The organism is Streptomyces sp. NPDC000345 (assembly GCF_042898825.1).
Taxonomy (GTDB): domain Bacteria; phylum Actinomycetota; class Actinomycetes; order Streptomycetales; family Streptomycetaceae; genus Streptomyces.
On record NZ_JBIAZE010000003.1, the window covers coordinates 548,617 to 570,302 of the forward strand.

Annotated in this window: 24 protein-coding genes and 1 tRNA gene; 15 read left to right on the forward strand and 10 right to left on the reverse strand. The window is 72.3% G+C overall.

Annotated elements, in window-relative coordinates; all coding sequences use genetic code 11:
* Positions 1-12 precede the first annotated feature (12 nt).
* The 3 genes from ACFY30_RS09980 (at position 13) to ACFY30_RS09990 (ending at position 2,531) form a co-directional block, all read left to right on the forward strand.
* Positions 13-96, forward strand: a tRNA-Leu gene (locus ACFY30_RS09980).
* A gap of 145 nt (positions 97-241) precedes the next feature.
* Entirely contained in the window at positions 242-1,417 is a 1,176-nt protein-coding gene (locus tag ACFY30_RS09985; protein ID WP_390844648.1) for a 4-hydroxybenzoate 3-monooxygenase, read from the forward strand.
* A gap of 202 nt (positions 1,418-1,619) precedes the next feature.
* Entirely contained in the window at positions 1,620-2,531 is a 912-nt protein-coding gene (locus ACFY30_RS09990) for a Bax inhibitor-1/YccA family protein (protein ID WP_390844649.1), read from the forward strand.
* Positions 2,532-2,592: 61 nt separating this feature from the next.
* Here ACFY30_RS09990 and ACFY30_RS09995 read toward each other — a convergent pair whose 3' ends face one another.
* A complete protein-coding gene (locus ACFY30_RS09995) occupies positions 2,593-2,820 on the reverse strand; it encodes a DUF4287 domain-containing protein (RefSeq protein ID WP_390659054.1) in 228 nt (75 codons plus the stop codon).
* 104 nt (positions 2,821-2,924) lie between these two features.
* Between ACFY30_RS09995 and ACFY30_RS10000 the strand changes: the two genes are divergently transcribed.
* Complete coding sequence (locus tag ACFY30_RS10000; RefSeq protein ID WP_390824434.1) at positions 2,925-3,236, forward strand: hypothetical protein; 312 nt, start codon at positions 2,925-2,927, stop codon at positions 3,234-3,236.
* An 18-nt stretch (positions 3,237-3,254) separates the two neighbouring features.
* Here ACFY30_RS10000 and ACFY30_RS10005 read toward each other — a convergent pair whose 3' ends face one another.
* Positions 3,255-4,037 (reverse strand): hypothetical protein, encoded by a 783-nt coding sequence (locus ACFY30_RS10005; RefSeq protein WP_390844739.1) that lies wholly within the window; start codon positions 4,035-4,037, stop codon positions 3,255-3,257.
* A gap of 303 nt (positions 4,038-4,340) precedes the next feature.
* Positions 4,341-5,561 (reverse strand): acetyl-CoA C-acetyltransferase, encoded by a 1,221-nt coding sequence (locus ACFY30_RS10010; RefSeq protein ID WP_390844650.1) that lies wholly within the window; start codon positions 5,559-5,561, stop codon positions 4,341-4,343.
* 353 nt (positions 5,562-5,914) lie between these two features.
* Here ACFY30_RS10010 and ACFY30_RS10015 point away from each other — a divergent pair, with 353 nt between their 5' ends.
* From ACFY30_RS10015 to ACFY30_RS10030, 4 genes are all read left to right on the forward strand, one after another.
* Entirely contained in the window at positions 5,915-6,331 is a 417-nt protein-coding gene (locus tag ACFY30_RS10015; RefSeq protein ID WP_390844651.1) for a hypothetical protein, read from the forward strand.
* Positions 6,332-6,333: 2 nt separating this feature from the next.
* Positions 6,334-6,756, forward strand: coding sequence for a hypothetical protein (locus tag ACFY30_RS10020; RefSeq protein ID WP_390844652.1), 423 nt, complete (start codon positions 6,334-6,336; stop codon positions 6,754-6,756).
* A gap of 263 nt (positions 6,757-7,019) precedes the next feature.
* The gene (locus ACFY30_RS10025; RefSeq protein ID WP_390844653.1) at positions 7,020-8,129 is read left to right on the forward strand and encodes a C1 family peptidase; all 1,110 of its coding nucleotides are present in this window, start codon (positions 7,020-7,022) and stop codon (positions 8,127-8,129) included.
* 50 nt (positions 8,130-8,179) lie between these two features.
* On the forward strand, positions 8,180-8,713 hold the full coding sequence (locus ACFY30_RS10030) for a hypothetical protein (RefSeq protein WP_390844654.1): 534 nt from the start codon (positions 8,180-8,182) through the stop codon (positions 8,711-8,713).
* A 112-nt stretch (positions 8,714-8,825) separates the two neighbouring features.
* Here ACFY30_RS10030 and ACFY30_RS10035 read toward each other — a convergent pair whose 3' ends face one another.
* Complete coding sequence (locus tag ACFY30_RS10035; RefSeq protein ID WP_390844655.1) at positions 8,826-9,137, reverse strand: protease inhibitor I42 family protein; 312 nt, start codon at positions 9,135-9,137, stop codon at positions 8,826-8,828.
* A gap of 112 nt (positions 9,138-9,249) precedes the next feature.
* Positions 9,250-10,287, reverse strand: a complete 1,038-nt coding sequence (locus ACFY30_RS10040) for an SGNH/GDSL hydrolase family protein (RefSeq protein WP_390844656.1) — start codon at positions 10,285-10,287, stop codon at positions 9,250-9,252.
* Positions 10,288-10,436: 149 nt separating this feature from the next.
* Here ACFY30_RS10040 and ACFY30_RS10045 point away from each other — a divergent pair, with 149 nt between their 5' ends.
* Together ACFY30_RS10045 and ACFY30_RS10050 are read left to right on the forward strand one after the other, a co-directional pair.
* Entirely contained in the window at positions 10,437-11,825 is a 1,389-nt protein-coding gene (locus ACFY30_RS10045; RefSeq protein ID WP_390844657.1) for a cystathionine beta-synthase, read from the forward strand.
* 521 nt (positions 11,826-12,346) lie between these two features.
* Positions 12,347-12,442, forward strand: a complete 96-nt coding sequence (locus ACFY30_RS10050; protein ID WP_390844658.1) for a DUF6924 domain-containing protein — start codon at positions 12,347-12,349, stop codon at positions 12,440-12,442.
* Between the two features lie 35 nt (positions 12,443-12,477).
* Here ACFY30_RS10050 and ACFY30_RS10055 read toward each other — a convergent pair whose 3' ends face one another.
* Complete coding sequence (locus tag ACFY30_RS10055; protein ID WP_390844659.1) at positions 12,478-12,903, reverse strand: hypothetical protein; 426 nt, start codon at positions 12,901-12,903, stop codon at positions 12,478-12,480.
* A 309-nt stretch (positions 12,904-13,212) separates the two neighbouring features.
* Here ACFY30_RS10055 and ACFY30_RS10060 point away from each other — a divergent pair, with 309 nt between their 5' ends.
* Together ACFY30_RS10060 and ACFY30_RS10065 are read left to right on the forward strand one after the other, a co-directional pair.
* Complete coding sequence (locus tag ACFY30_RS10060; protein WP_390844660.1) at positions 13,213-14,082, forward strand: MurR/RpiR family transcriptional regulator; 870 nt, start codon at positions 13,213-13,215, stop codon at positions 14,080-14,082.
* An 83-nt stretch (positions 14,083-14,165) separates the two neighbouring features.
* Positions 14,166-14,750, forward strand: a complete 585-nt coding sequence (locus ACFY30_RS10065; protein ID WP_390844661.1) for a hypothetical protein — start codon at positions 14,166-14,168, stop codon at positions 14,748-14,750.
* Here the strand turns inward: ACFY30_RS10065 and ACFY30_RS10070 are convergent, their stop codons facing one another.
* Genes ACFY30_RS10070 through ACFY30_RS10085 form a run of 4 tightly spaced genes read right to left on the reverse strand, consistent with a single transcriptional unit; the run spans position 14,751 to position 17,077 of the window.
* On the reverse strand, positions 14,751-15,125 hold the full coding sequence (locus ACFY30_RS10070) for a hypothetical protein (RefSeq protein ID WP_390659046.1): 375 nt from the start codon (positions 15,123-15,125) through the stop codon (positions 14,751-14,753). It lies immediately after the preceding gene.
* The gene (locus tag ACFY30_RS10075) at positions 15,101-15,679 is read right to left on the reverse strand and encodes a roadblock/LC7 domain-containing protein (RefSeq protein WP_390844662.1); all 579 of its coding nucleotides are present in this window, start codon (positions 15,677-15,679) and stop codon (positions 15,101-15,103) included. Before ACFY30_RS10075 ends, ACFY30_RS10070 begins: the two co-directional genes overlap by 25 nt.
* A gap of 34 nt (positions 15,680-15,713) precedes the next feature.
* The gene (locus tag ACFY30_RS10080) at positions 15,714-16,670 is read right to left on the reverse strand and encodes a transcriptional regulator (RefSeq protein WP_390844663.1); all 957 of its coding nucleotides are present in this window, start codon (positions 16,668-16,670) and stop codon (positions 15,714-15,716) included.
* The gene (locus tag ACFY30_RS10085; RefSeq protein WP_390844664.1) at positions 16,667-17,077 is read right to left on the reverse strand and encodes a hypothetical protein; all 411 of its coding nucleotides are present in this window, start codon (positions 17,075-17,077) and stop codon (positions 16,667-16,669) included. Before ACFY30_RS10085 ends, ACFY30_RS10080 begins: the two co-directional genes overlap by 4 nt.
* Positions 17,078-17,453: 376 nt before the next feature.
* Between ACFY30_RS10085 and hutU the strand changes: the two genes are divergently transcribed.
* The 3 genes from hutU to ACFY30_RS10100 are packed head-to-tail and all read left to right on the forward strand — an operon-like array spanning position 17,454 to position 21,678.
* Positions 17,454-19,118, forward strand: a complete 1,665-nt coding sequence (gene hutU, locus ACFY30_RS10090; RefSeq protein WP_390844665.1) for a urocanate hydratase — start codon at positions 17,454-17,456, stop codon at positions 19,116-19,118.
* Positions 19,115-20,332 (forward strand): allantoate amidohydrolase, encoded by a 1,218-nt coding sequence (locus ACFY30_RS10095; RefSeq protein ID WP_390844666.1) that lies wholly within the window; start codon positions 19,115-19,117, stop codon positions 20,330-20,332. The genes hutU and ACFY30_RS10095 overlap by 4 nt, the downstream gene beginning before the upstream one ends.
* Positions 20,323-21,678, forward strand: a complete 1,356-nt coding sequence (locus tag ACFY30_RS10100) for a formimidoylglutamate deiminase (RefSeq protein ID WP_390844740.1) — start codon at positions 20,323-20,325, stop codon at positions 21,676-21,678. The genes ACFY30_RS10095 and ACFY30_RS10100 overlap by 10 nt, the downstream gene beginning before the upstream one ends.
* Positions 21,679-21,686: the final 8 nt, after the last annotated feature.

A 21,686-nucleotide genomic window follows, 5' to 3' on the forward strand; every position in this document is an offset into this window, starting at 1 on the left:
AGCCCAAGGCCTGCCCAGATGGTGGAATGCAGACACGGCGAGCTTAAACCTCGCTGCCCCTTCGCGGGCGTGCCGGTTCAAGTCCGGCTCTGGGCACTTCCGACGCCTCGGCGATCGCTGCATGCTCCATTGAGGCGTTGACGCCACACCCCGACCGTTGACACCGGATGAGCCCGGGCGCAGACTCACGCATGGCAAGAGTGAAGAAAACTTCACTATGCGAACACGAAGGGAACGCCCGATGCGCACCACCGTCGGCATCATCGGCGCCGGCCCGGCCGGCCTCCTCCTCGCCCGACTGCTCCACAACGCCGGCATCGACTCGGTCGTCCTGGAGAGCCGCGACCGGGCCTACGTCGAGCACCGCCAGCGCGCCGGGATCCTGGAGCAGGGCACGGTCGACGTGCTGCGCGCGGCCGGCGCCGCCGAGCGCATGGACCGGGAGGGGCTGCGCCACGACGGCATCGAGCTGCGCTTCGACAGGAAGCGCCACCGTGTCGACTTCCCCGCCCTGACCGGCGGCCGGTCCGTGATGGTCTACGCCCAGACCGAGGTGTGCAAGGACCTCATCGCCCTCCAGCTGAAGGAGGGCGGCCCGCTGCTCTTCGAGGCGGAGGCCCTGGCCGTGGAGGGGGCGGAGACCGACAGCCCGCGCGTCCGCTTCCGGCACGAGGGCGTCGAGGACGTCCTGGAGTGCGAGTACGTCGTCGGCTGCGACGGCTTCTGGGGGGTCTCCCGGAAGGCGGTCCCGGACGAGCTGACCCGGGTGTTCGAACGGACGTACCCCTTCGGCTGGCTGGGCATCCTCGCCGACGTGCCGCCCTCGCACGACGAGCTGGTCTACGCCCGCCACGACCGGGGCTTCGCCCTGCTGTCCATGCGCTCGCCGTCCGTCTCCCGCCTCTACCTCCAGGTGCCCGAGGGCACCGACGCCGGGGCGTGGGGCGACGAGGAGATCTGGGACGAGCTGGAGCGCCGCTTCGAGACCGACGACGACTGGACGCTGCGGCGCGGCCCCATCACCCAGAAGTCGGTCACCCCCATGCGCTCCTACGTCCACGAGCCCATGCGGCACGGCCGGCTCTTCCTCGCCGGGGACGCGGCCCACATCGTCCCGCCGACGGGGGCGAAGGGGCTCAACCTGGCCGTGGGGGACGTGGTGACGTTCGCGCGGGCCCTGACGCACCGGAGGGAGACCGGTTCGGCCGAACTGCTCGACGCCTACTCGGCGACCTGTCTGCGCCGCGTCTGGCAGGCCGAGCGGTTCTCCTACGACATGACGACCCTGCTGCACCGCGCGCCCGACGCCACCCCCTTCGAGGACCGGCTCCAGCTGGCCCGGCTGGAGCGGATCGCCTCCTCGCGCGCCGCCGAGACCGACCTGGCCGAGGCGTACACCGGCTTCTCGTTCGGGTGATCGACCGTCCGGTCTCCGGCCGGTTCCGGCCATGTCCCAGCTTGGTCATGAATGAGGGCGTCCGGTACCGGGAATCAGGACGCCACGTAGCGTGTTGCGCAGCACGACGAGGGAAAGATCCTTCTCAAGCACTAGGGTCAATCCTTTGCCTACCTATTACTCTTGACGCCAAGGCCGCGCTGTGTGGCCATGGAGGAGTGAAATGAGGAGCAGAAACCCGGTCTTCTCGCGACGGGGGTTCAGCCGCGACAACGGCTACGCGGGCTTCAACGCGGCGCCGCAGGCCGGGGGACCCGCTGTCGGCACGCAGGCCAACCCGTACGCGCAGGGCAACCCCTACGCTCAGCAGGCGGGCAACCCCTACGCGCAGAACCCCTACGCCCAGCAGGGCCTCCAGCAGGGCGCGCCGCCCCAGGCCCCGGTCACCCCCGGCGCCATGACCATGGACGACGTCGTCGCGCGCACCGCGACCACGCTCGGCACCGTGGTCCTCACGGCGGTCCTGTCCTGGCTGCTGCTGCCCGTCGACGAGGCCAACCTCGGCAAGTCCTACGGCATCGCCGTCGGCGCCGGTCTGGTCGCGATGGTGCTGGCCCTGGTGCAGTCCTTCAAGCGCCGCCCGTCCCCCGCGCTGATCCTGTCGTACGCCGCCCTCGAGGGCGTCTTCCTCGGCGTGATCTCGTCGGCGGTGTCCACGTACATCGCGGACGGCGTGGTCGCCCAGGCGGTCATGGGCACGATGGCGGTCTTCGCCGGTGTGCTCGTGGCGTACAAGGCGGGCTGGATCCGCGTCAACCGCCGCTTCTACGGCTTCGTCATGGCCGCCGCGCTCGGCTTCGTCCTGCTGATGGCCGTGAACCTGCTGTTCACCGTCTTCGGCGGCGGTGACGGCCTCGGCTTCCGCAGCGGCGCCCTCGGCATCGTCTTCGGCGTCATCGGCATCATCCTCGGTGCCTGCTTCCTCGCCCTGGACTTCAAGCAGGTCGAGGACGGCATCACCTACGGCGCCCCGCGCGAGGAGGCCTGGCTCGCCGCCTTCGGCCTCACGCTGACGCTGGTGTGGATCTACATGGAGTTCCTGCGGCTCCTGGCGATCCTGAACAGCAACGACTAGCGCGCGACGCGAGCACGGAAGGGCCCCGGCCTCGGCCGGGGCCCTTCGTCGTCCGCGCGCCCTACAGGAATTTGCGCGCTGCCCTCCTCAGTTCGTACTCGTGGATGATCGCCTTGGCGTGGCCGTACGCGAGGTCGTACTCATGGCGCAGCCAGCTGACCTTCTCCTCGAAGCGGAGAGCGGGGCCTTCGTCGACGGTACGCAGCCAGTCGGAGACTTCACGACCGGTGCAGTGCGGGATGCGGGCGAGCATGTTGCGGTGGGTCTCCTCGGAGAGGACATGGGACATCGGCGCCTCCGGTTGCAAAGGGGATGTAAGCCGGTCCTTCAGGTCACGGTGCCTGAGCGTTCGCCCGTTGGCAACAGTCCCGGTGCGACGCGTACGCTCACGGCGTGGTTGATACGACGTCCCTGACCCGTGCGGTGGATCACTTCGCCGATCGTCTGCGTGCCGCCCCGCAGAGCCGGCTGCAGCGGGGAGCAGCCGCCGAGGCGCTGGGCCTGGCCCGTGAGCTGGCCCGATGGGCGCAGCGCGTCGAGGAACCCGGGGTGGAGCCGCGCGAGATGCCCGACGCCGGGATGTTCGCCGCCGCTGATCAGATCACCGTGGCCGTGCATGATCTGGCCGTGGTGCTGACCAGTGAGGCCGAGGTCGGTGAGGCCGTGCGGTTGGTGGAGGAGGCGCAGAAGCGGGCGGGGGTCTGAGGCCGGTGCGGAGCCGGCTCAGAGGGAGGCTATGACCCGGTCCGCCAGGATGTAGACGTTCTCCTCGCCGCACGCGAACGTCAGCGTGTAGGCGCCCGAGATGCCCGAGCCGCCCAGCAGGAACGGGGTCTCGCCGGCCGTCAGGGCGGCGCTGAGGCGGTCCGCGGTCTCCCGGTGGCCGGGCGTCATGCACAAGGTGGTGCCGTCGGCGAAGACGTACACGTCGAGGGTGCCGAGCGGGCCGGGGCGCACGTCGGTCAGCTCGACCCGGGACGCGGCCAGCTCCTCGAGCGCGGCGACCGTGCGCTCGTGGTCGTTCACGACCGGTGACTGGACCGGTACGAAGTCCGGGTGGGACGGGTGGCGGCGGCGGGCCGCGGCCAGTTCGGGCGACTCCCCGGCGAACTCGTCGGCGTCCGAGGTCGGTTCGGCCACCGGCTCGAGCGGCTCCAGGCCCGCGAAGTCGGCCTGGCGCGGCAGGAACAGCTCGCTGTCCGGCAGACCCAGCAGGGAGGGGGCGTCGGAGGCGTCACGGGCCTCCTGGGCGGCCCAGAAGGCGCGCGCCTCGGCCAGTTCCCGCTCCCGCTCCTCCGCGAGCGCCTCGGCGACGGCGGCGCGTATCTCGGCGGTGTCGGCCGCGGTGCGGGCGGCCGGCACGAAGCCCCGTGTCTCAGTCGCGTGGTTCTCGGCGAGCTGGGTGTGCAGGGCGGCGACCTGCCGGCGCAGCTGCATGAGGGTGCGCAGGACGGCGACGCCCACGGCGCCCGTGGCGGCCGTGGTGACCAGCAAGGCGATCGGCATGGCGCTCACTGACGTACTCCCGGTTCAAAGTCGACCCCCGACTTCCTACATCAGCTTGAAGGGCGGACTATCCAGCTGTCAGTGCGTAACATCACGAAACGGACAGGATATGGAGCCTGGGGTTTGGTGCTGAAAGGCGCTGAGCTGCGTAAATCCCCGAGCAAGGGAGATAGGTCACATCCTGGGGGAGATTGGATCACAAAACGGCCCGGAGTCCAGGTGTTTCCCGGACTCCGGGCCATGACGTGACGGCAGGTGCCGAAACGGTTACGCAGGGGCGCTCGGCGAGCGTTCGGCGGGCGGTCAGCTCAGCCGCTCGATGACCATCGCCATGCCCTGGCCGCCGCCGACGCACATCGTCTCCAGGCCGAACTGCTTGTCGTGGAACTGGAGGGAGTTGATCAGCGTGCCGGTGATGCGGGCGCCCGTCATGCCGAAGGGGTGGCCGATGGCGATGGCGCCGCCGTTGACGTTCAGCTTGTCGAGGTCGATGCCGAGCTCGCGGTAGGAGGGGATCACCTGCGCGGCGAAGGCCTCGTTGATCTCGACCAGGTCGATGTCGTCGATGGTGAGACCGGCGCGCTGGAGGGCCTGCTTGCTCGCCTCGACCGGGCCGAGGCCCATGATCTCGGGGGAGAGGCCGGAAACACCGGTGGACACGATGCGGGCGAGCGGGGTCAGGCCCAGCTCGCGGGCCTTGGTGTCGGACATGATGACGACCGCGGCGGCGCCGTCGTTGAGCGGGCAGCAGTTGCCGGCGGTGACGAGTCCGTCCGGGCGGAAGACCGGCTTCAGGCCCTGGACGGCGTCCAGGGTGACGCCGGCGCGCGGCCCGTCGTCCTTGCTGACGACCGTGCCGTCGGGAAGGGTCACCGGGGTGATCTCGCGCTCCCAGAAGCCGTTCTTGATGGCTTCCTCGGCGAGGTTCTGCGAGCGGACGCCGAACTCGTCCATGTCCTGGCGGGTGATGCCCTTGGACCGGGCCAGGTTCTCCGCGGTCTGCCCCATCGCGATGTAGGGGTCGGGGAGCAGGCCGTCCTCGCGCGGGTCGTGCCAGGTGGACCCCTCCGACGCGGCCGTGGCGGCGGTGCGGGCCTGTGCCTCGGCGAACAGCGGGTTCGTCGTGTCCGGGAGGCCGTCGGAGCTGCCCTTGGCGTACCGGGAGACCGTCTCGACACCGGCCGAGATGAAGACGTCGCCCTCACCGGCCTTGATGGCGTGCAGCGCCATGCGGCTGGTCTGGAGGGACGAGGAACAGTAGCGGGTGATCGTGCAGCCGGGCAGGTGGTCCATGCCCATCTGCACCGCGACGATCCGGCCGAGGTTGTAGCCCTGCTCGCCGCCCGGGAGGCCGCAGCCCAGCATCAGGTCGTCGATGTCCCTCGGGTCCAGTTCGGGGACCTTCGCCAGGGCGGCCTGGATGATCGTGGCGGTGAGGTCGTCCGGGCGCAGGTCCTTCAGTGAGCCCTTGACGGCACGGCCGATCGGGGAGCGGGCGGTCGAGACGATGACGGCTTCGGGCATCACGGCTCCATTGGCGTACGGGTGAGTCCCGGGTTCTTGGGGGCTCTACGGGCAGGACTGCTTGGGAAGTTACCCGGCCGTATGGCCGCGGTCACGATGGTTGCCATGTGACCCTGGCCGCACTTTCTAAGCGCTTGCTTGGCCCTTCTCCCGCTGGTGCCGGGTGGAGATGACCGGCTTATCATGATGAGTGGTGCGTTTGATTCCCATGTGGCGCGTGTTTCCACCCGTGGTGCTGACGCGCCCCGTCTCCGCCTGACGGCGTTCGTCTGTCCGTCAGCGATTCCTCTCCTCTCCTTTCCCGTACCGCCCTCGGCGGCGTGCGACGCCCCCGTCGGACACAGGGAGGAAAAATGAGCGACTCCGCGCTGCGAAAGCAGCCCGACCCCACCGGCGACTTCGATCTCGAAGCCGCCTCCCAGCGGACCGACACCGACCTGTGGGCGGCGTTCCACGCGGCCCAGGGCGGCGAGTCCCCGCAGGACGCCGGCCCCTCCCCAGGGGCCGCCAAGGGTTCCGCCGTACCGACGGACGAACAGCTTCCGCCGGACGACGAGCCCCTCGACCTCACACCGCTGCGCCGGCGGTTCCAGGGGCAGCAGGGAGCCGGTGAGCCACGGCCGACGGACCCCACGTCCGCCTTCGGCGTCACCCCGTCGGCGTCCCGGGGGACCGCCGCCGACGGGGTGACGAACCATCAACTCCCGTCCGACGGCGAGCCCTTCGACCACAGGCCGCTCCGCGTCCGGTTCCAGGAAGGAAGGCGCTGACCATGGAACTCCGCATCCGCAACCGGTACCACCTGACCGTCTCCACCTGCATCCTCTTCTACAGCCCCGACACCTGTGCCGAGTACGGGAGCTGGGGGACGCGCGGCTGGTGGAACATCCCGCCCGGCGGCGAGGCGTACGTCCTCGACACCAACAACACCTGGTCGTACATCTACGGGGAAGCCGCCGACGGCACCCTGTGGACCGACGAGAACGGCCCCCGGATCTACGTCACCGCGGAGGCGTTCGACTCCTGCCTGCTGATCGGCAACACCGAGAGCCGGGTGGTCAGCACGGTCAAGGTCCGTTCCGGAACCGTCAACCTCAACCCGCCCACCAGAGCTGTCACCGCGCTCCCGGCCGCCGTCGCCGGTCAGCTCGAGCTGTCCGGCGCCGGCCCGGCGGGGCTCACGGGACGGAGCTGAGCGAGTCGCCATCGTCCCGACGGCGTAACAGCGCACACCACGTGCCCGGCGCGTGGTGTGCGCCCGTGTGAACGGGCGGGCCGCACGCCGGACGCGTGTCGGAACGCGTCCGCGCCGTCGCCCCGAGTGGCGAACCCCCACGCCGGAGTGTCCACTGGTGCCCGTTGGCGAAGCCGCCGAGCCGCCCTGCGGGACGGCCCCGGCCCGCCCCACTTCTCGGGCCCGCTTCGCCCCATCTTCCCCGACGCACGAGAGGCGTTCGCATGCCTGTGAACGAACCCATCGACCTCGCAGAACTCCGAGCGACCCTGGAGAACGCCGGCAACCCCTGGCGGTCGACCAGCAACTCCATCACCCGGCTGACCGAGGAGCAGCGCGTCAAGCGGCTCGGTGTGCCGATCGACGAGGCCGAGCACACCGAGCTCATGGCGGCCCGGGACCAGCACATAGAGGCCGCGCAGGCAGCCGCGTCCCAGGCGGCGGACCTGCCCGCGGCGTTCGACCTCCGCAACATCGGAGGCCTGGACTACACGACGCCCGTGAAGGACCAGGGGACCTGCGGTTCCTGTGTGGCGTTCGGCACGGTGGCGACCATGGAGCACGTGGTCCGCTACATCGACCGCGCGCCCTACCTGCCGGCCGACTTCTCCGAGGCGCACGCGTTCTTCGTGCACGGCCGCGCGGAGGGGAGGACGTGCGAGACCGGCTGGCTCCCGGAACCGCTGCTGGAGAAGGCCCGCGACGCGGGGATCACCTTCGACGACTACTTCCCCTACACGCCGCAGAACCAGGACGGGAGCAAGCTCAACCCGGACTGGCCCAACCGCCGCGCCAACGTCGTGAACTGGACGAACGACACCAACGACCCCGTGGCGATCAAGCGCAACATCGCCACCTACGGCTCCGTCGTCGCCTGCTTCGAGGTCTACCAGGACTTCTTCAGCTACGGGGGCGGTGTCTACCGGCATCAGAGCGGCGAGCTCGCCGGTGGTCACTGCGTCTGCCTGGTCGGCTACGACGACGCCCAGTCCTGCTGGATCGCCAAGAACAGCTGGGGCCTCGACTGGGGTGAGCAGGGCTTCTTCCGGATCGGCTACGGGGAGTGCGGCATCGAGAGCTGGCACACCTGCGGCGTCCAGGGCGTCAGCCTCCGTGCCTGGCTCGCCGACCAGCGCATCCTCGGCCTGTGGAGCAACGAGGCGGACGCCAACGTGTGGGCCTACGGAGAGCTCCGCGGCTGGCTGAGCCTCGGCGGCAACGTGGCCGCGACCGACTCGGCGATGCTCGCCGAACTCGCCGCCTCCAAGTCCGCCGGAACCAAGGTGGGCCTGTTCGAGGACAGCGGCAGCGTCCGCCAGGTCTACGCCTGGTGACACCCCCCGACGAGCAACGAGACCGTACGCGACAGCAGGAGTGGTACACGATGAGTCCACAGCAGACGAGCACGCTGGAAGCGCCCTCCACCACCAGGGCACGCACGGGTTACGGCGCGAGGACCGCCCCCATGGACGGCGGCGGTGTCGGCAAGCCGGTCATGCCGCCTCCGGGCGTGGAGGTCGGCCTCTCGGCGATCCCGGTCACCGAGTTCGGCAAGCCGAAGGCCGACGCCATGGCGGTCCGCTTCGAGGAGACGGCCGTCGGTGAGGCCCGGCCCCTGGTCCACCCCGACGCCAGGGCGACCGAACAGGCCATCCAGGCCATCCAGGCCATGCAGGCGGGCGGGTCCGTCACCGGCGTGTGGACCCAGAACGTCATGGTCGACGGCATGTGGTGCATGGACCAGCCCCGCAACGCGCACCTGCACGTCAAGGGCGGTGTGTGGAAGAAGATCTACAACGGCTCGGACGCCGCGTTCACGGCGCTGACCACGCTGGCGTCCCAGGCCCGTGAGACGGGACGGCCGATCAGCTTCCGCGAGGAGGCGGACGGGACGGTCCACGAGATCTACCTGTGGTGAATCCGCCGCGCATTCGGCAGGGCCGACCCCGACGGGGCGGCCCTGCCCGTGTTCCCCTCCGCCGCAGGGCCTTTCCGTGCCCGCGGCTCCGCATGCCCGAACCCGCGGTGCCTCAGCCGCCCACGGAGACCCGGACACTGACCCGGTCCTCGACGTGATCCTCCCAGGGCCGCTTCAGCACCAGCCCCACCGACGCCTCGCCGACCGCGGTCGGCCGGATGCGCACGAGCCGCTTCCCGCCGGCCCCGGGCAACGGCTGTCCCGGCGCCTCGTACGCGTCCCCGGTCACCTGCAGGGCGCCGTCGACCCGCTGGACCGACCAGAGATAGCCGGTGGTGGCGTTCTCCGGCAGCTGCACCACGATCTCGTCGCCGAGCGACACGTGGACCTCGGAGACCGGCGGTGAGACCCGTACCTCGCCCATCACGCACCTCGCCCCTCGCGCACCTCTTGCCGCGCCGCGGCCGTTGCCGGGCACTTCTCCATCCTGCCCGCGATCCCCGGACGGCGCCCTCCAGGCCGCCCGGGCGCGCCCCTCACGGTGACTGCGGGACCGAGGCCGGCTCCGGCTCGGGGACCCTGCGGCGGCGTCGGCGCTTGAGGAGGGCCCAGGGGCCGCGCGGGCCCGTCGGCATGGCCGCCGTGACCTCCGTACCGGCCTCCGAGGCCGCCTCCGCAGCCGCCTGTGCCACCGGCAGGAAGCCCTCGCGGCGGGAGACGTCCGGGCGCTCCTCCTCCGCGGGCCACAGTCCCAGCGCGGCGCACACGGTCGGGAGCACCGCCATGGCCGCCGTCGCGTACCCCTCCGCCGAGGGGTGGTAGTGGTCGGGCCCGAACAGCTCGCGGGGGTTCGCCTCGAACTCGGGGCCGAGGAGATCGCCCAGCGACACGGTGCGGCCGCCCTGTTCGATCACGCCGATCGTCTGGGCGGCCGCCAGCTGGCGGGAGGCTCTGCGGGCCAGCCAGCGCAGGGGCTGCGGGACCGGCTCGATCGTGCCGAGGTCGGGGCAGGTGCCGACCACCACCTCCGTGCCGGCCGTCCGCAGCCGTCGTACCGCCGCGGACAGATGGCGCACCGAGCGCGTCGGCGGCATGCGGTGCGTGACGTCGTTCGCCCCGATCATGATCACGCAGACGTCGGGCACCTGGTCGAAGGTGCCCAGCACCAGCGCCACCTGACGGTCGAGATCGTCGGACTGGGCGCCGGGAAGCGCCACGTTGCGGAGATCGACCGGGCGTTCCGCCACCGCCGCGAGCCCGGACGCCAGCAGCGCGCCCGGCGTCTGGCCGGAGCGGTGGACCCCCTGGCCCGCCGCCGTGGAGTCGCCCAGCAGCACCAGGCGCAGGGGCTCCGCGGCCGGGGTGCCGGGAGCGTCGTAGGCGCGTCCGTAGCGGCCGTCCGCGTGCGGGACCCGGGGATGCTCGCCGATGCCGTTCACGTGACGCCGGGCCATGTGCGCCTCCGCCAGCAGCAGCCCCACCGCCGCCGCCCCGGCCAGGCCGATACCGCCGCCGCCGTAGGCCGCGCCGGCCGCGATGCGCCGGGCCACTCTCGCCCTCGACATGCTCGTCATGCCTCGACGCCACCTCCTCGTGTCCGTACACCCACTCCTTGCCCCGTACGGACCGTCGCCCAATCTCGACGGGGAGTGAACCTCGCGGCCGGGCCGTAGGCTGGCGTCACCACTACGACCACTGTTTTTGCAAGCAACCGGAGACAACGGTGCGATTCCACGACTCGATGATCAGCCTCGTCGGCAACACCCCGCTGGTGAAGCTCAACAGCGTGACCAAGGGCATCCGGGCGACCGTCCTGGCCAAGGTGGAGTACTTCAACCCGGGTGGTTCCGTGAAGGACCGCATCGCCCTGCGCATGATCGAGGCCGCCGAGAAGAGCGGGGAGCTCAGGCCGGGCGGCACGATCGTCGAGCCGACCAGCGGGAACACCGGCGTAGGGCTGGCCATCGTGGCGCAGCAGAAGGGGTACAAGTGCATCTTCGTGTGCCCCGACAAGGTGTCGACGGACAAGATCAACGTCCTGCGGGCGTACGGCGCGGAGGTCGTCGTCTGCCCCACCGCCGTGGACCCGGAGCACCCGGACTCCTACTACAACGTCTCCGACCGGCTGGTGCGCGAGACGCCGGGCGCGTGGAAGCCCGACCAGTACTCCAACCCCAACAACCCCCTCTCCCACTACCACTCCACGGGCCCCGAGCTGTGGGAGCAGACGGAGGGGCGGATCACCCACTTCGTGGCGGGCGTGGGCACCGGCGGCACGATCTCCGGCACCGGGCGCTATCTGAAGGACGTCAGCGACGGCAGGGTGCAGGTGATCGGTGCCGACCCCGAGGGCTCCGTCTACTCCGGCGGTTCCGGGCGGCCGTACCTGGTCGAGGGCGTCGGTGAGGACTTCTGGCCGACCGCCTACGACCGGACCGTCGCCGACGAGATCGTCGCGGTGTCCGACAAGGACTCCTTCCAGATGACCCGCCGGCTCGCGAAGGAGGAGGGCCTGCTGGTGGGCGGCTCCTGCGGCATGGCCGTCGTGGCCGCCCTGCGGGTCGCCGAGCGGCTCGGCCCCGACGACGTCGTGGTGGTCCTGCTCCCCGACAGCGGCCGCGGCTACCTCTCCAAGATCTTCAACGACGAGTGGATGGCCGACTACGGCTTCCTGGAGGACGAGGGCCCCAGCGCCCGCGTCGCCGACGTCCTCAACGACAAGGAGCACGGCGCCATGCCGTCCCTCGTCCACATGCACCCGGACGAAACGGTCGGGCAGGCCATCGAGGTGCTGCGCGAGTACGGCGTCTCGCAGATGCCGATCGTGAAGCCGGGCGCCGGTCACCCGGACGTCATGGCGGCGGAGGTCGTGGGCTCGGTCGTCGAACGGGAGCTGCTGGACGCGCTGTTCACCCAGCGGGCCTCCCTCTCCGACCCGCTGGAGAAGCACATGTCCGCCCCGCTGCCGCAGGTCGGCTCCGGTGAGCCGGTCGGCGACCTGATGTCGGTGCTCGGCAGCGCGGACGCGGCGATCGTGCTCGTCGAGGGCAAGCCGACCGGGGTCGTCAGCCGCCAGGACCTGCTGGCCTTCCTGGCCAAGGGCGGCAAGTAGCCGGCACCTCGACGGCGCGCGGGCGCGCGGCGGGGGACGCGGTCCGGGGCCCGGAGCGTGGGTGTGACCTGCCGGCGTCCGGGGCCGAAACCCCCGGGAAACTTCCCGTGAACCGCCCGTCCGGCCGCCGAACTTCCGCTTGCCTACCGAAGTGGTGGACTTCGCGGAAGTGGTACGAGCGTGTCACGTCCGCGCAGCACTCGCTTAACACGCGTCCGGCACATTAGTGGGTGTCGGCAGGGCGGGAGCGGCTCCCCGCCCCGGCCGGCAACCGAAACGGCGTCACGGACCTCCGGAGCGGCTCCCGGACCTCCACAGGCGCCACGGACGCGCAAGCCCGGCCTGACCCGGCCCGCGTCCCTCGCGGGGACCGCCGTCGTCCCGCCCCCCGGCAACGGGGGTGCGGCGGTCCCCGCGCATAGGTTCCTTCCGGCCCGACTCCCCGGGCGGGCCTCCCCGGCCCGGACTTCCCCGGCCTGAGCTCCCCGGCCGGACTTCCCCGGCCCCGATGCCAGTCCCCGGTGCCCGCCTGGTTCCCCGAGGTGTCCGCGAACCTCTCCATCGCCAACCTGGACTTCGCGGACTTCGCCGACGAGACCGGCACGTTCCGCGGCTGAGACGGCGAAGGCCCCCGGGAGTCAGCCGGTGCCCGTCAGTCCTTCCAGTCGCCGTCCTTCGGGGAGCGGCGGCGGCCGCCGAAGAGGCCGGGGTGGCTGCGGGCGGCCTGGACGGCGTTGACGCCGACGATGCCCACCCAGGAGACGATCAGGCCGGGCAGATGCGCGGTGCCCGCGCCGATCGCGGACAGCGGGACCGCCAGCACCAGCGAGACGATGCCGAAGCCGAAGCGCTCGCCCCAGGAGTCCGTGGCCCTCGGCGAGCGGGCGTCGCGGGCGGTCGCCGTCTGCGCCTCCGCGAACCCCCGGCGCACCCGGCGCTCGACCGCCGCGTCGATGCGCTGGTCGACCTTCTCCAGGAAGGAGTCCACCAGCGCGGACTCGTACTCCTCGCCCAGCTCCCTGCGGGTCTGCAGGGTGGCGTCGAGTTCCTTCTTCAGGTCGATGTCGCGCGCGTCCATGGTGGTCTCCCGTCCCGTCAGGACCTCAACGGTAAGGAGCGGGCGGACCCCTCGCACTGGGGATATCCCCCCTCTTCGGGGTCGGGTTCGCCGCGAGGGACCCGAGCGGCGCGGGGCCGTGCCGTGCCCTCGGGGCTTGCCTGCCTGCATAGGGTCATGCAGAGTTCTTGGAGACTGAATACTCCGCTGGAGTGGGCCACCGCACGCGGGCGGCGCGTACCGTCTCGTGATCGGCTGCGCACGCGTCGCCGCCGCACGGCGGCCCGGGCCGCCGGAACGGTTCACGGACATCTGGAGGGGGAGCGCGGCATGAGCGCGGAGACCGACATGGGCGACACGGGTGTGGCGGACACTCCCGCCGGACGGCTGCAGGCGCTCTTCGAGGGGCACCGGCTGACGCCGACCCAGCGGCGCATCGCCCACAGCATGGTGCGTCGCGCCGCCGACGTGCCGTTCCTGTCCAGCGTGGAGCTGGCCGAGCTGGCCGGGGTCAGCCAGCCCTCCGTGACCCGGTTCGCCGTCGCGCTCGGCTTCGACGGCTACCCCGCCCTGCGCAGGCACCTGCGCGAGGTCGCGCCCGCCGAACAGCCGGCCGGCGCGGCGTCGTACAACGCCTACCAGCAGGCCGTCGAGGCCGAGATCGAGAACCTGAGGCACCTCGCCGAGCTGCTCGCCGACCCGCGCCCGGTGCGCAGGGCCGGCCGTCTGCTGGCCGCCTCCCGCCCGTTGCCGGTGCTCGGACTGCGCGCCGCCGCCTCCCAGGCGTACGGCTTCTCGTACTTCGCCGCCAAGGTCCACCCGGACGTACGGCTGCTCGACGAGGGCGGCACCATGATCCAGGACCGGATCGACGCCGCCGTGCGCGCGGGCGCCACCGCGCTGCTGTGCTTCGCCCTGCCCCGGCATCCGCGCGAGGTCCTGGACACGCTGGCCTACGCCAAGGAGGCCGGGCTGACCGTCGTCACGGTCGCCGACTCCGCGTTCGCGCCGGTCGCCAAGGTCTCCGACCTGCTGCTGCCGGCCGCCGTCGGCACCGGGCTCGCATTCGACACGGCCTGCGCGCCGATGCTGCTGGGCCGGGTCCTGCTGGAGGCGATGTGCGACGACCTGCCCGAGGCGCAGGCCCGGCTGGAGGAGTTCGACGCGCGGGCGGCGGCACGGGGGCTGTTCGTCGAGTAGGGCCGTTTTTTCAGATTCGTCTCACGTTCGCTCACTAGTCTGAACCGTCATCAGAACAGTGCCGGAGTGACGAGGAGGCGGACGTGGCACGCGGAGGTCAGGGGCTGGCTCGGGTGGCCGTCGTCGTACGGGCCGGGGCCGCGCCGCTGTGGTGGTGCGGGGTGTTCGCGGCGGGGGTCGGTGTGCTGCCGGCCGGACTCACCGGCCGCCGGATCGGGGTCCTGGCCGGGGCCGCCCTGTTCCTCGTCGCCGCCGCCGTGGTGGCGCTGTACGGCCGGCGGCGCTACACCGCGCTCGCCGGCGGCGCCGCCCGGGCCGGCAAGCACGATGTGCTCCAGGACCGGGCGGTCACCGTCCGTATCTGGCGGCGCGGCCACCGCTGGTGGCTGCTGCTCGCCTTCGTGGCCGCGCTGGGCAGCTCCTTCGCGGTGCCCGCCACCGCCGGCATGCTGCTCGCCGGCTGCGGGACCGGCCTGCGGCTGAAGGCCGCCTGGCTCGGCCGGCGCGAGCGGGCCGCGAACGCGTTGCTGTGGGTGCGCGTCGACTGGCTGGGCCGGTACGGCGGCCGCCCGGCCGGCAAGGCCGTCAAGGCGTACCGGAGCACCGGCGTCGCGGCGGGCGACGCGGCCCCGGGAGGGGCCCGCCGCCGTACCGAGATGTACGCGTAGTCAGACCTCCAGGTCCTCCTCGATCCTCCTCAGCTGGTGGCGGGCCATCGCGAGGTTCGCCCGCTTGGCGTCCAGGACGAGGTACAGGAAGAGCCCGTTGCCGCCGCGCCCGCTGATCAGACGGATCAGGTGGTACTGGTCGGACAGCGTGATGAGGATGTCCTCGATCTGCGCCTTGAGCCCGAGGTGCTCCATGGTGCGCATCTTGGCGCGCACCACGTCCGTGTTGCCGGCGGCGGCGACGTTCAGGTCGAAGCCCTTGCTGCCGCCGAGCGTGCCCAGCGCCATGCCGCTGGTGTAGTCGACGAGCGCGGCGGCCGTCGCGCCCTCGATGGAGGCGAGCGCCTCTTTCAGTGCGGTTTCGGTGTTGGCCATGACGTGTTCCTCGGTTCCTCTCGACTTTCCGTGGTGGTGCGCGCGGGAGTGGATGTGTCGCGCGCCGATCTGGTCCATAGGGGTGCGGCGGTGGGTCTCGCGGGTGTGCGCACGGGCGGCTGGGCCGGAGGCTTGGCGGGCACGGCCTTCGGCTCGCGCGCCCGGACCTCCCGCTCCCTCGCCTCGTAGGCGTCGACGAGCTCCCCGATGCGGGCACCGGCCCGGCGGCTCTCCAGGTGCAGCCGGCCGACGTTGACGCGGTCCTGCGCCAGCACCGTCAGCACGGCGCTGCCGCCCGCCGCGTAGGTGGCGACATAGCCGTAGACCCCGCGCACGAGCAGTTCGCGGAAGTCGCCCTGGCCGGTGGTGTCCGCCAGCCGTACGGCGACGCCGAGGGCGGCTGCGGTGAGCGCGGCCACCCCCTCCGGCTCCACGCCGGGCGTGTCGTGAGCGAGGACGAGCCCGTCCACGCCGGCCGCGAGCGCGCCGGTCAGCTGGGGCACCCGGGCCCGCAGCCGGCGGAGCTCGTCGAGGATCTCGGGGCCGGCGGCCATCAGCTCGCTCCTCCCGTCGCGTGATCGCTGCCGCTCAAAGGGCCTCCAGCGCATCTCTGAGCCTCTTCAGCAAGGTGATGTCGGGGTCGTTGACACGGGGCAGGGAGATGCCCCGCGGGGGGTTGGCGGCGGGGGGCGTGCCCGGTGCGCCGCCCGGGGCACCCGCCGGGCCCGCGGGCCCGGCCGGCGCTCCTCCGGGGTGCGGTGCGCCCGGGGTGTCCGGTGCCCCCTGCGGGAGGTGCGGCGGGGGCGGCGGGAACAGGGCGGTCAGCACTCCCGCGGCGGCCAGCCGGCGGACGTCCACCAGGGTGTGGAACGCCTGCCGGCCCAGCTCCCGGGCGATGTCCGAGGCCGTGCGCACCCCGTTCACCAGCGCCAGCACGGCACTCTGGCGCGCGGTCGGCGCCGGCGCGGCGACCGCCTCGGCGCGCAGCAGCGGCGCCCCGTCCGTCAGCGGGTCCGGCCAGAGCCGGTCCAGCAGCTCGCGGCGGCGCAGCGTCTCGCGCTCCAGCGCGCCCACCGGGACCGGCCGCAGCCCGCCGAGCGGGTGCCCGGCGCCGTAGCGGAAGCGGCCCGGAGTGCTGCTGGGGGTGAGCGCGAAGTACGCCGCGTCGTACAGCGCGCCCAGATGGCACAGTTCCAGCGCGCCGCGCGGGATCCGGTCGGCGTCGAGCAGCAGCCGCAGCGCGCCGTGCTGCTCGTCGGCCCGGTCCAGCGCCTCCTGCCAGGTGCCTCCGTCGAGCGTGCCGTGGGTCAGGAGGAGCACGTCGAGGCCCGGCGCGAGCGGACTCTCGGCGTGCACCACACGGCCCTCGGCGAGGTAGAGCGAGCCGCGCTCGCGCTCCAGGACACCGGTGGCCCGCTCGGCCGCGAGCCGGGTCAGCATCGGCGACAGCCCGCTGCCCGCCCGCTCCCGGGCCGTCGATCGCTCCCGTACCGGCAGCCGGGGCGGCGGGGTCGTCCCCTGCGGTGTCGTCCCCACGAGCCTCATCCCAGCACCAGCCGTCCGGCCATCTCGCCCAGCCGGATCCGGGCCAGCGCGAGATTGCCGTCCGACCGGTTCAGCCACACGTGCAGGAAGACACTGCTGTCGAAGGAGGTCGGCACGAACCGCAGCAGGTGGTAGCTGTCCCGGTTGCTGATGATCAGGTCCTCCACCGGGGGATCCGCCCCCGCCCCGTCGTCGCCGAGGCCGTCGGAGCCGACGGGCGTGAACGCCCGCTGCTCGGCCGTGAGCCGCGCGACCTCCGCGGCCTCGGCCGCAGCCGCCTCGTGGTCGCCGCCCGGGAACTCCCCGACGGCGCCCAGCGCCAGCCCGCTGGTCCAGTCGACCAGTGCTGCTCCCCGGGCCCCGGGCAGCCGCATGGCCTCCAGTAGGCACTCGTCGATTCCGGGCACCGTTCGGCTCCCCTCCCGCCTGCGGTTCGGCTGAGTGATGACGACGCTACGCAACGTATGCGCGAGGGGTGAGGGATCTGGCATTTTCCAGCGGAACATGCGGCCGAGCGACTAGGGTCGGTCGGCTGGCCCCGTTTCGGGGCGCGACGCCCCATGCGTCCCATCAACACCGTGACCACCGCATACGTCAACGGCGCGCGCGTCCGTCCGGGGTGGTGAACGCGGCGTCGTGCGCCCCTCCTTCGCTTCGCACGCCCCGGCCTCCCTCCCGGCAGGGCGTCGCCGTGACGTATTGACTAGCTCTATTCATCGAGTCAGGATGTGAATAGCGAGAGCAACAATCCGCCGGGATGAACCATCCGCAAGGAGGCAGACCATGTCAGGACCCCGCCCCGTACGAGCGCCGCGCGGTACGGAACTGAGCGCCCTGGGATGGCAGCAGGAGGCCGCCCTGCGGATGCTGCAGAACAACCTCGACCCCGAGGTCGCCGAACACCCCGACAAGCTCGTCGTCTACGGCGGCACCGGCAAGGCGGCCCGCGACTGGCGCTCCTTCGACGCCATGGTCCGCACGCTGCGGACCCTCAAGCAGGACGAGACGATGCTCGTCCAGTCCGGCCGCCCCGTGGGCGTCATGCAGACCCACGAGTGGGCCCCGCGCGTCCTCATCGCCAACTCCAACCTCGTCGGTGACTGGGCCACCTGGGAGGAGTTCCGCCGCCTGGAGGCCCTCGGTCTGACCATGTACGGCCAGATGACGGCCGGCTCATGGATCTACATCGGCACCCAGGGCATCCTCCAGGGCACCTACGAGACCTTCGCCGCCGTCGCCGCGAAGAAGTTCGGCGGCACCCTCGCCGGCACCATCACCCTGACCGCCGGACTCGGCGGCATGGGCGGCGCCCAGCCGCTCGCCGTGACGATGAACGACGGCGTGGCGATCTGCATCGACTGCGACCCGCGAGCAATCGAGCGCCGTATCGAGCACCGGTACCTGGACGTGAAGGCCGACAGCCTGGACCACGCCCTCCAGCTGGCGGTCGAGGCCCGCGACGCCCGCCGCCCGCTCTCCGTCGGCGTCCTCGGCAACGCGGCGGAGCTCGTGCCGCAGCTGCTGGCCATGGGCGCCCCCGTCGACATCGTCACCGACCAGACCTCCGCCCACGACCCGCTCGCCTATCTGCCGACGGGCGTCGCCTTCGAGGACATGGCCTCCTACGCGGCCAAGGACCCGGCCGGCTTCACCACCCGCGCCCGCGAGTCCATGGCCCGGCACGTCGAGGCGATGGTCGGATTCCTGGACGCCGGCGCCGAGGTCTTCGACTACGGCAACTCCATCCGGGGCGAGGCCCGACTCGCCGGGTACGAGCGCGCGTTCGCCTTCCCGGGCTTCGTGCCCGCCTACATCCGCCCGCTGTTCTGCGAGGGCAAGGGCCCCTTCCGCTGGGCGGCCCTGTCCGGCGACCCCACCGACATCGCCAAGACCGACAAGGCGATCCTCGACCTCTTCCCCGAGAACGAGTCCCTGGCCCGCTGGATCAAGATGGCCGGCGAGCGCGTCCACTTCCAGGGCCTGCCCGCCCGCATCTGCTGGCTCGGCTACGGCGAACGCGACAAGGCCGGCGAGCGCTTCAACGACATGGTGGCGAGCGGCGAACTGGCCGCCCCGCTGGCCATCGGCCGCGACCACCTCGACTGCGGCTCCGTCGCCTCCCCCTACCGCGAGACCGAGGCCATGCTCGACGGCTCCGACGCGATCGCGGACTGGCCGCTGCTCAACGCCATGGTGAACGTGGCCTCCGGTGCCTCCTGGGTCTCCCTCCACCACGGCGGCGGCGTCGGCATGGGGCGCTCCATCCACGCCGGCCAGGTCACGGTCGCCGACGGCACCAAGCTCGGCGGCGAGAAGATCCGCCGCGTCCTGACCAACGACCCCGGCATGGGCGTCATCCGGCACGTGGACGCCGGATACGACATCGCGGAGTCGGTCGCCGAGGAGCGGGGCGTGCGGGTGCCGATGCGTGAGGGTGACGACGCGTGACGTTCCACAGCATGTGGACGGAGTTGCTGCCCGTCGGCCGCGACTCCGTCTCCCGCGGCTACCGCCGGTTCGCCTGGACGCCCGCCGACGCCGAGTGCCGGGCCTGGTTCGAGGCGCAGGCCGCGGCGCGGGGGCTGGCCCACGAGGTGGACCGCAACGGGAACCAGTGGGCCTGGCTCGGGGACCCGGCCGCCGGGGACGCCGTCGTCACCGGCTCGCACCTGGACTCCGTGCCGGACGGCGGCGCCTTCGACGGGCCCCTCGGGGTGGTGTCCGCCTTCGCCGCGCTCGACGAACTGCGCGCCAGGAACGCACAGTTCGACAAGCCGCTCGCCATCGTCAACTTCGGTGACGAGGAAGGCGCCCGCTTCGGCCTCGCCTGCGTCGGCTCCCGGCTCACCGCCGGACAGCTCACCGTCGAGCAGGCGCACCGGCTCACCGACGGCGACGGGATCACCCTCCCGCAGGCCATGGAGGCCGCCGGCCACGACCCCGACGCCCTCGGCCCCGACCCGGAGCGGCTCGCCCGCATCGGCGCCTTCGTCGAACTCCACGTGGAGCAGGGCCGCGCCCTGGACCTCTCCGGCGACCGGGTCGGCATCGCCAGCGCCATCTGGCCGCACGGCCGCTGGCGGTTCGACTTCCGCGGCGAGGCCAACCACGCCGGCACCACCCGTCTCGCCGACCGCCGCGATCCCATGCTGTCGTACGCCGAGACGGTCATCGCCGCCCGCCGCGAGGCCGAACTCGCCGGAGCCGTCGCCACCTTCGGCAAGATCTCCGTCGAACCGAACGGCGTCAACGCCATCCCCTCCCTGGTGCGCGGCTGGCTCGACTCCCGCGCCGCCGACCAGGCCACCCTCGACACCGTGGTCGCCGGGGTGGAGAAGGAGGCCCGCGCGTACGCCGAGGCGCACGGCGTCGACCTCGACGTCGTGCGGGAGTCCTTCACACCGGTCGTCGAGTTCGACCACGCCCTGCGCGACGAACTCGCCCGCATCCTCGGCCGGGACACCGACCTCAAGGTCCCCGTCCTGGGCACCGGCGCCGGACACGACGCCGGGATCCTCTCCGGACGCATCCCGACCGCCATGCTGTTCGTGCGCAACCCCACGGGCGTCTCGCACTCCCCGGCCGAGTTCGCCGCCGAGGACGACTGCGTGGCCGGGGTGCACGCCCTCGCCGACGTACTGGAAGGACTGGCCTGCAGGTGACCTCCACGCAGCGGACCCGGACCTACTGGCTGGAACACGCCTGGCTCGGCACCCACGTCGAGCCGGGCGTCGCCCTCGAGGTGGCGGACGGCCGCATCACCGCCGTCCGGACGGGCGCCGGCTCCCCGCCCGCGGGCGCCGAGATCCTGCGCGGCCTCACCCTCCCCGGCCTCGCCAACGCCCACTCCCACGCCTTCCACCGCGCCCTGCGCGGCACCGTCCAGGTCGGCTCCGGCACCTTCTGGACCTGGCGCGAGGTCATGTACTCCGTCGCGGACCGGCTGACCCCCGACGCCTACCACGCCCTCGCGCGGGCGGTGTACGCCGAGATGGCGCTCGCCGGCATCACGGCCGTCGGCGAGTTCCACTACGTGCACCACGCCCCCGGCGGCACCCCGTACGCCGACCCCAACGCGATGGGGGAGGCCCTGATCGAGGCCGCCGCCGAAGCCGGTATCCGTATCACCCTCCTCGACACCGCCTACCTGTCCTCCGGCTTCGGACAGCCCCCCAACGCCCACCAGCTCCGCTTCTCCGACGGCAGCGCGGACGCCTGGGCCGAACGCTGTTCACTTCTCAAGGAACGGGATCACGCGAGGATCGGGGCGGCCGTCCACTCCGTACGGGCGGTGCCCGCCGACCAGCTGGCGACCGTGGCGCGGTGGGCCGAGGACCGCCGGGCGCCCCTGCACGTGCACCTGTCCGAGCAGACCGCCGAGAACGAGGCGTGCCTGGAGGTCCACGGCTGCACCCCGACGCAGCTCCTCGCCCTGCACGGCGTCCTCGGACCGCGCACCACCGGCGTCCACAACACCCACCTCACCGCCGAGGACGTCTCCCTCATCGGCGGCAGCGGCACGGGCACCTGTATGTGCCCGACGACCGAGCGGGACCTCGCGGACGGCATCGGGCCGGCCGTCGCCCTCCAGAACGAGGGCTCCCCGCTGTCCCTCGGCTCCGACAGCCACGCCGTCATCGACCTGCTCGAAGAGGCCCGCGCGATGGAGCTGGACGAGCGCCTGCGCACCCGCACCCGCGGTCACTGGACGGCGGCGGCGCTCCTGCGGGCGGCCTCCGCCGACGGCCACGCGGCCCTCGGCCGCCCCGACGCGGGCACCCTGGAGACCGGCGCCCCCGCCGACTTCACGACGATCGCCCTCGACTCCGTCAGGACAGCGGGCCCGCTGCCCCGGCTCGGCGCCGAGACCGCCGTATTCGCGGCGACCGCGGCGGACGTACGGCACACGGTCGTCGCGGGCCGGCACGTCGTACGCGACGGGGCGCACACGCTCGTACCGGATGTGCCGCAGGCCCTGGCGCGGGCTGTCGAAGCCCTGCGCGCATAGCCACGGCA

Bases quoted from the DNA above. Each gene is read 5' to 3' on its own strand.
- ACFY30_RS09985 (WP_390844648.1), top strand. From the start codon at position 242: ATGCGCACCACCGTCGGCATCATCGGCGCCGGCCCGGCCGGCCTCCTC.
- ACFY30_RS09990 (WP_390844649.1), top strand. From the start codon at position 1,620: ATGAGGAGCAGAAACCCGGTCTTCTCGCGACGGGGGTTCAGCCGCGAC.
- ACFY30_RS09995 (WP_390659054.1), bottom strand. From the start codon at position 2,820: ATGTCCCATGTCCTCTCCGAGGAGACCCACCGCAACATGCTCGCCCGC.
- ACFY30_RS10005 (WP_390844739.1), bottom strand. From the start codon at position 4,037: ATGCCGATCGCCTTGCTGGTCACCACGGCCGCCACGGGCGCCGTGGGC.
- ACFY30_RS10010 (WP_390844650.1), bottom strand. From the start codon at position 5,561: ATGCCCGAAGCCGTCATCGTCTCGACCGCCCGCTCCCCGATCGGCCGT.
- ACFY30_RS10015 (WP_390844651.1), top strand. From the start codon at position 5,915: ATGAGCGACTCCGCGCTGCGAAAGCAGCCCGACCCCACCGGCGACTTC.
- ACFY30_RS10020 (WP_390844652.1), top strand. From the start codon at position 6,334: ATGGAACTCCGCATCCGCAACCGGTACCACCTGACCGTCTCCACCTGC.
- ACFY30_RS10025 (WP_390844653.1), top strand. From the start codon at position 7,020: ATGCCTGTGAACGAACCCATCGACCTCGCAGAACTCCGAGCGACCCTG.
- ACFY30_RS10030 (WP_390844654.1), top strand. From the start codon at position 8,180: ATGAGTCCACAGCAGACGAGCACGCTGGAAGCGCCCTCCACCACCAGG.
- ACFY30_RS10035 (WP_390844655.1), bottom strand. From the start codon at position 9,137: ATGGGCGAGGTACGGGTCTCACCGCCGGTCTCCGAGGTCCACGTGTCG.
- ACFY30_RS10040 (WP_390844656.1), bottom strand. From the start codon at position 10,287: ATGACGAGCATGTCGAGGGCGAGAGTGGCCCGGCGCATCGCGGCCGGC.
- ACFY30_RS10055 (WP_390844659.1), bottom strand. From the start codon at position 12,903: ATGGACGCGCGCGACATCGACCTGAAGAAGGAACTCGACGCCACCCTG.
- ACFY30_RS10060 (WP_390844660.1), top strand. From the start codon at position 13,213: ATGAGCGCGGAGACCGACATGGGCGACACGGGTGTGGCGGACACTCCC.
- ACFY30_RS10070 (WP_390659046.1), bottom strand. From the start codon at position 15,125: ATGGCCAACACCGAAACCGCACTGAAAGAGGCGCTCGCCTCCATCGAG.
- ACFY30_RS10075 (WP_390844662.1), bottom strand. From the start codon at position 15,679: ATGGCCGCCGGCCCCGAGATCCTCGACGAGCTCCGCCGGCTGCGGGCC.
- ACFY30_RS10080 (WP_390844663.1), bottom strand. From the start codon at position 16,670: ATGAGGCTCGTGGGGACGACACCGCAGGGGACGACCCCGCCGCCCCGG.
- hutU (WP_390844665.1), top strand. From the start codon at position 17,454: ATGTCAGGACCCCGCCCCGTACGAGCGCCGCGCGGTACGGAACTGAGC.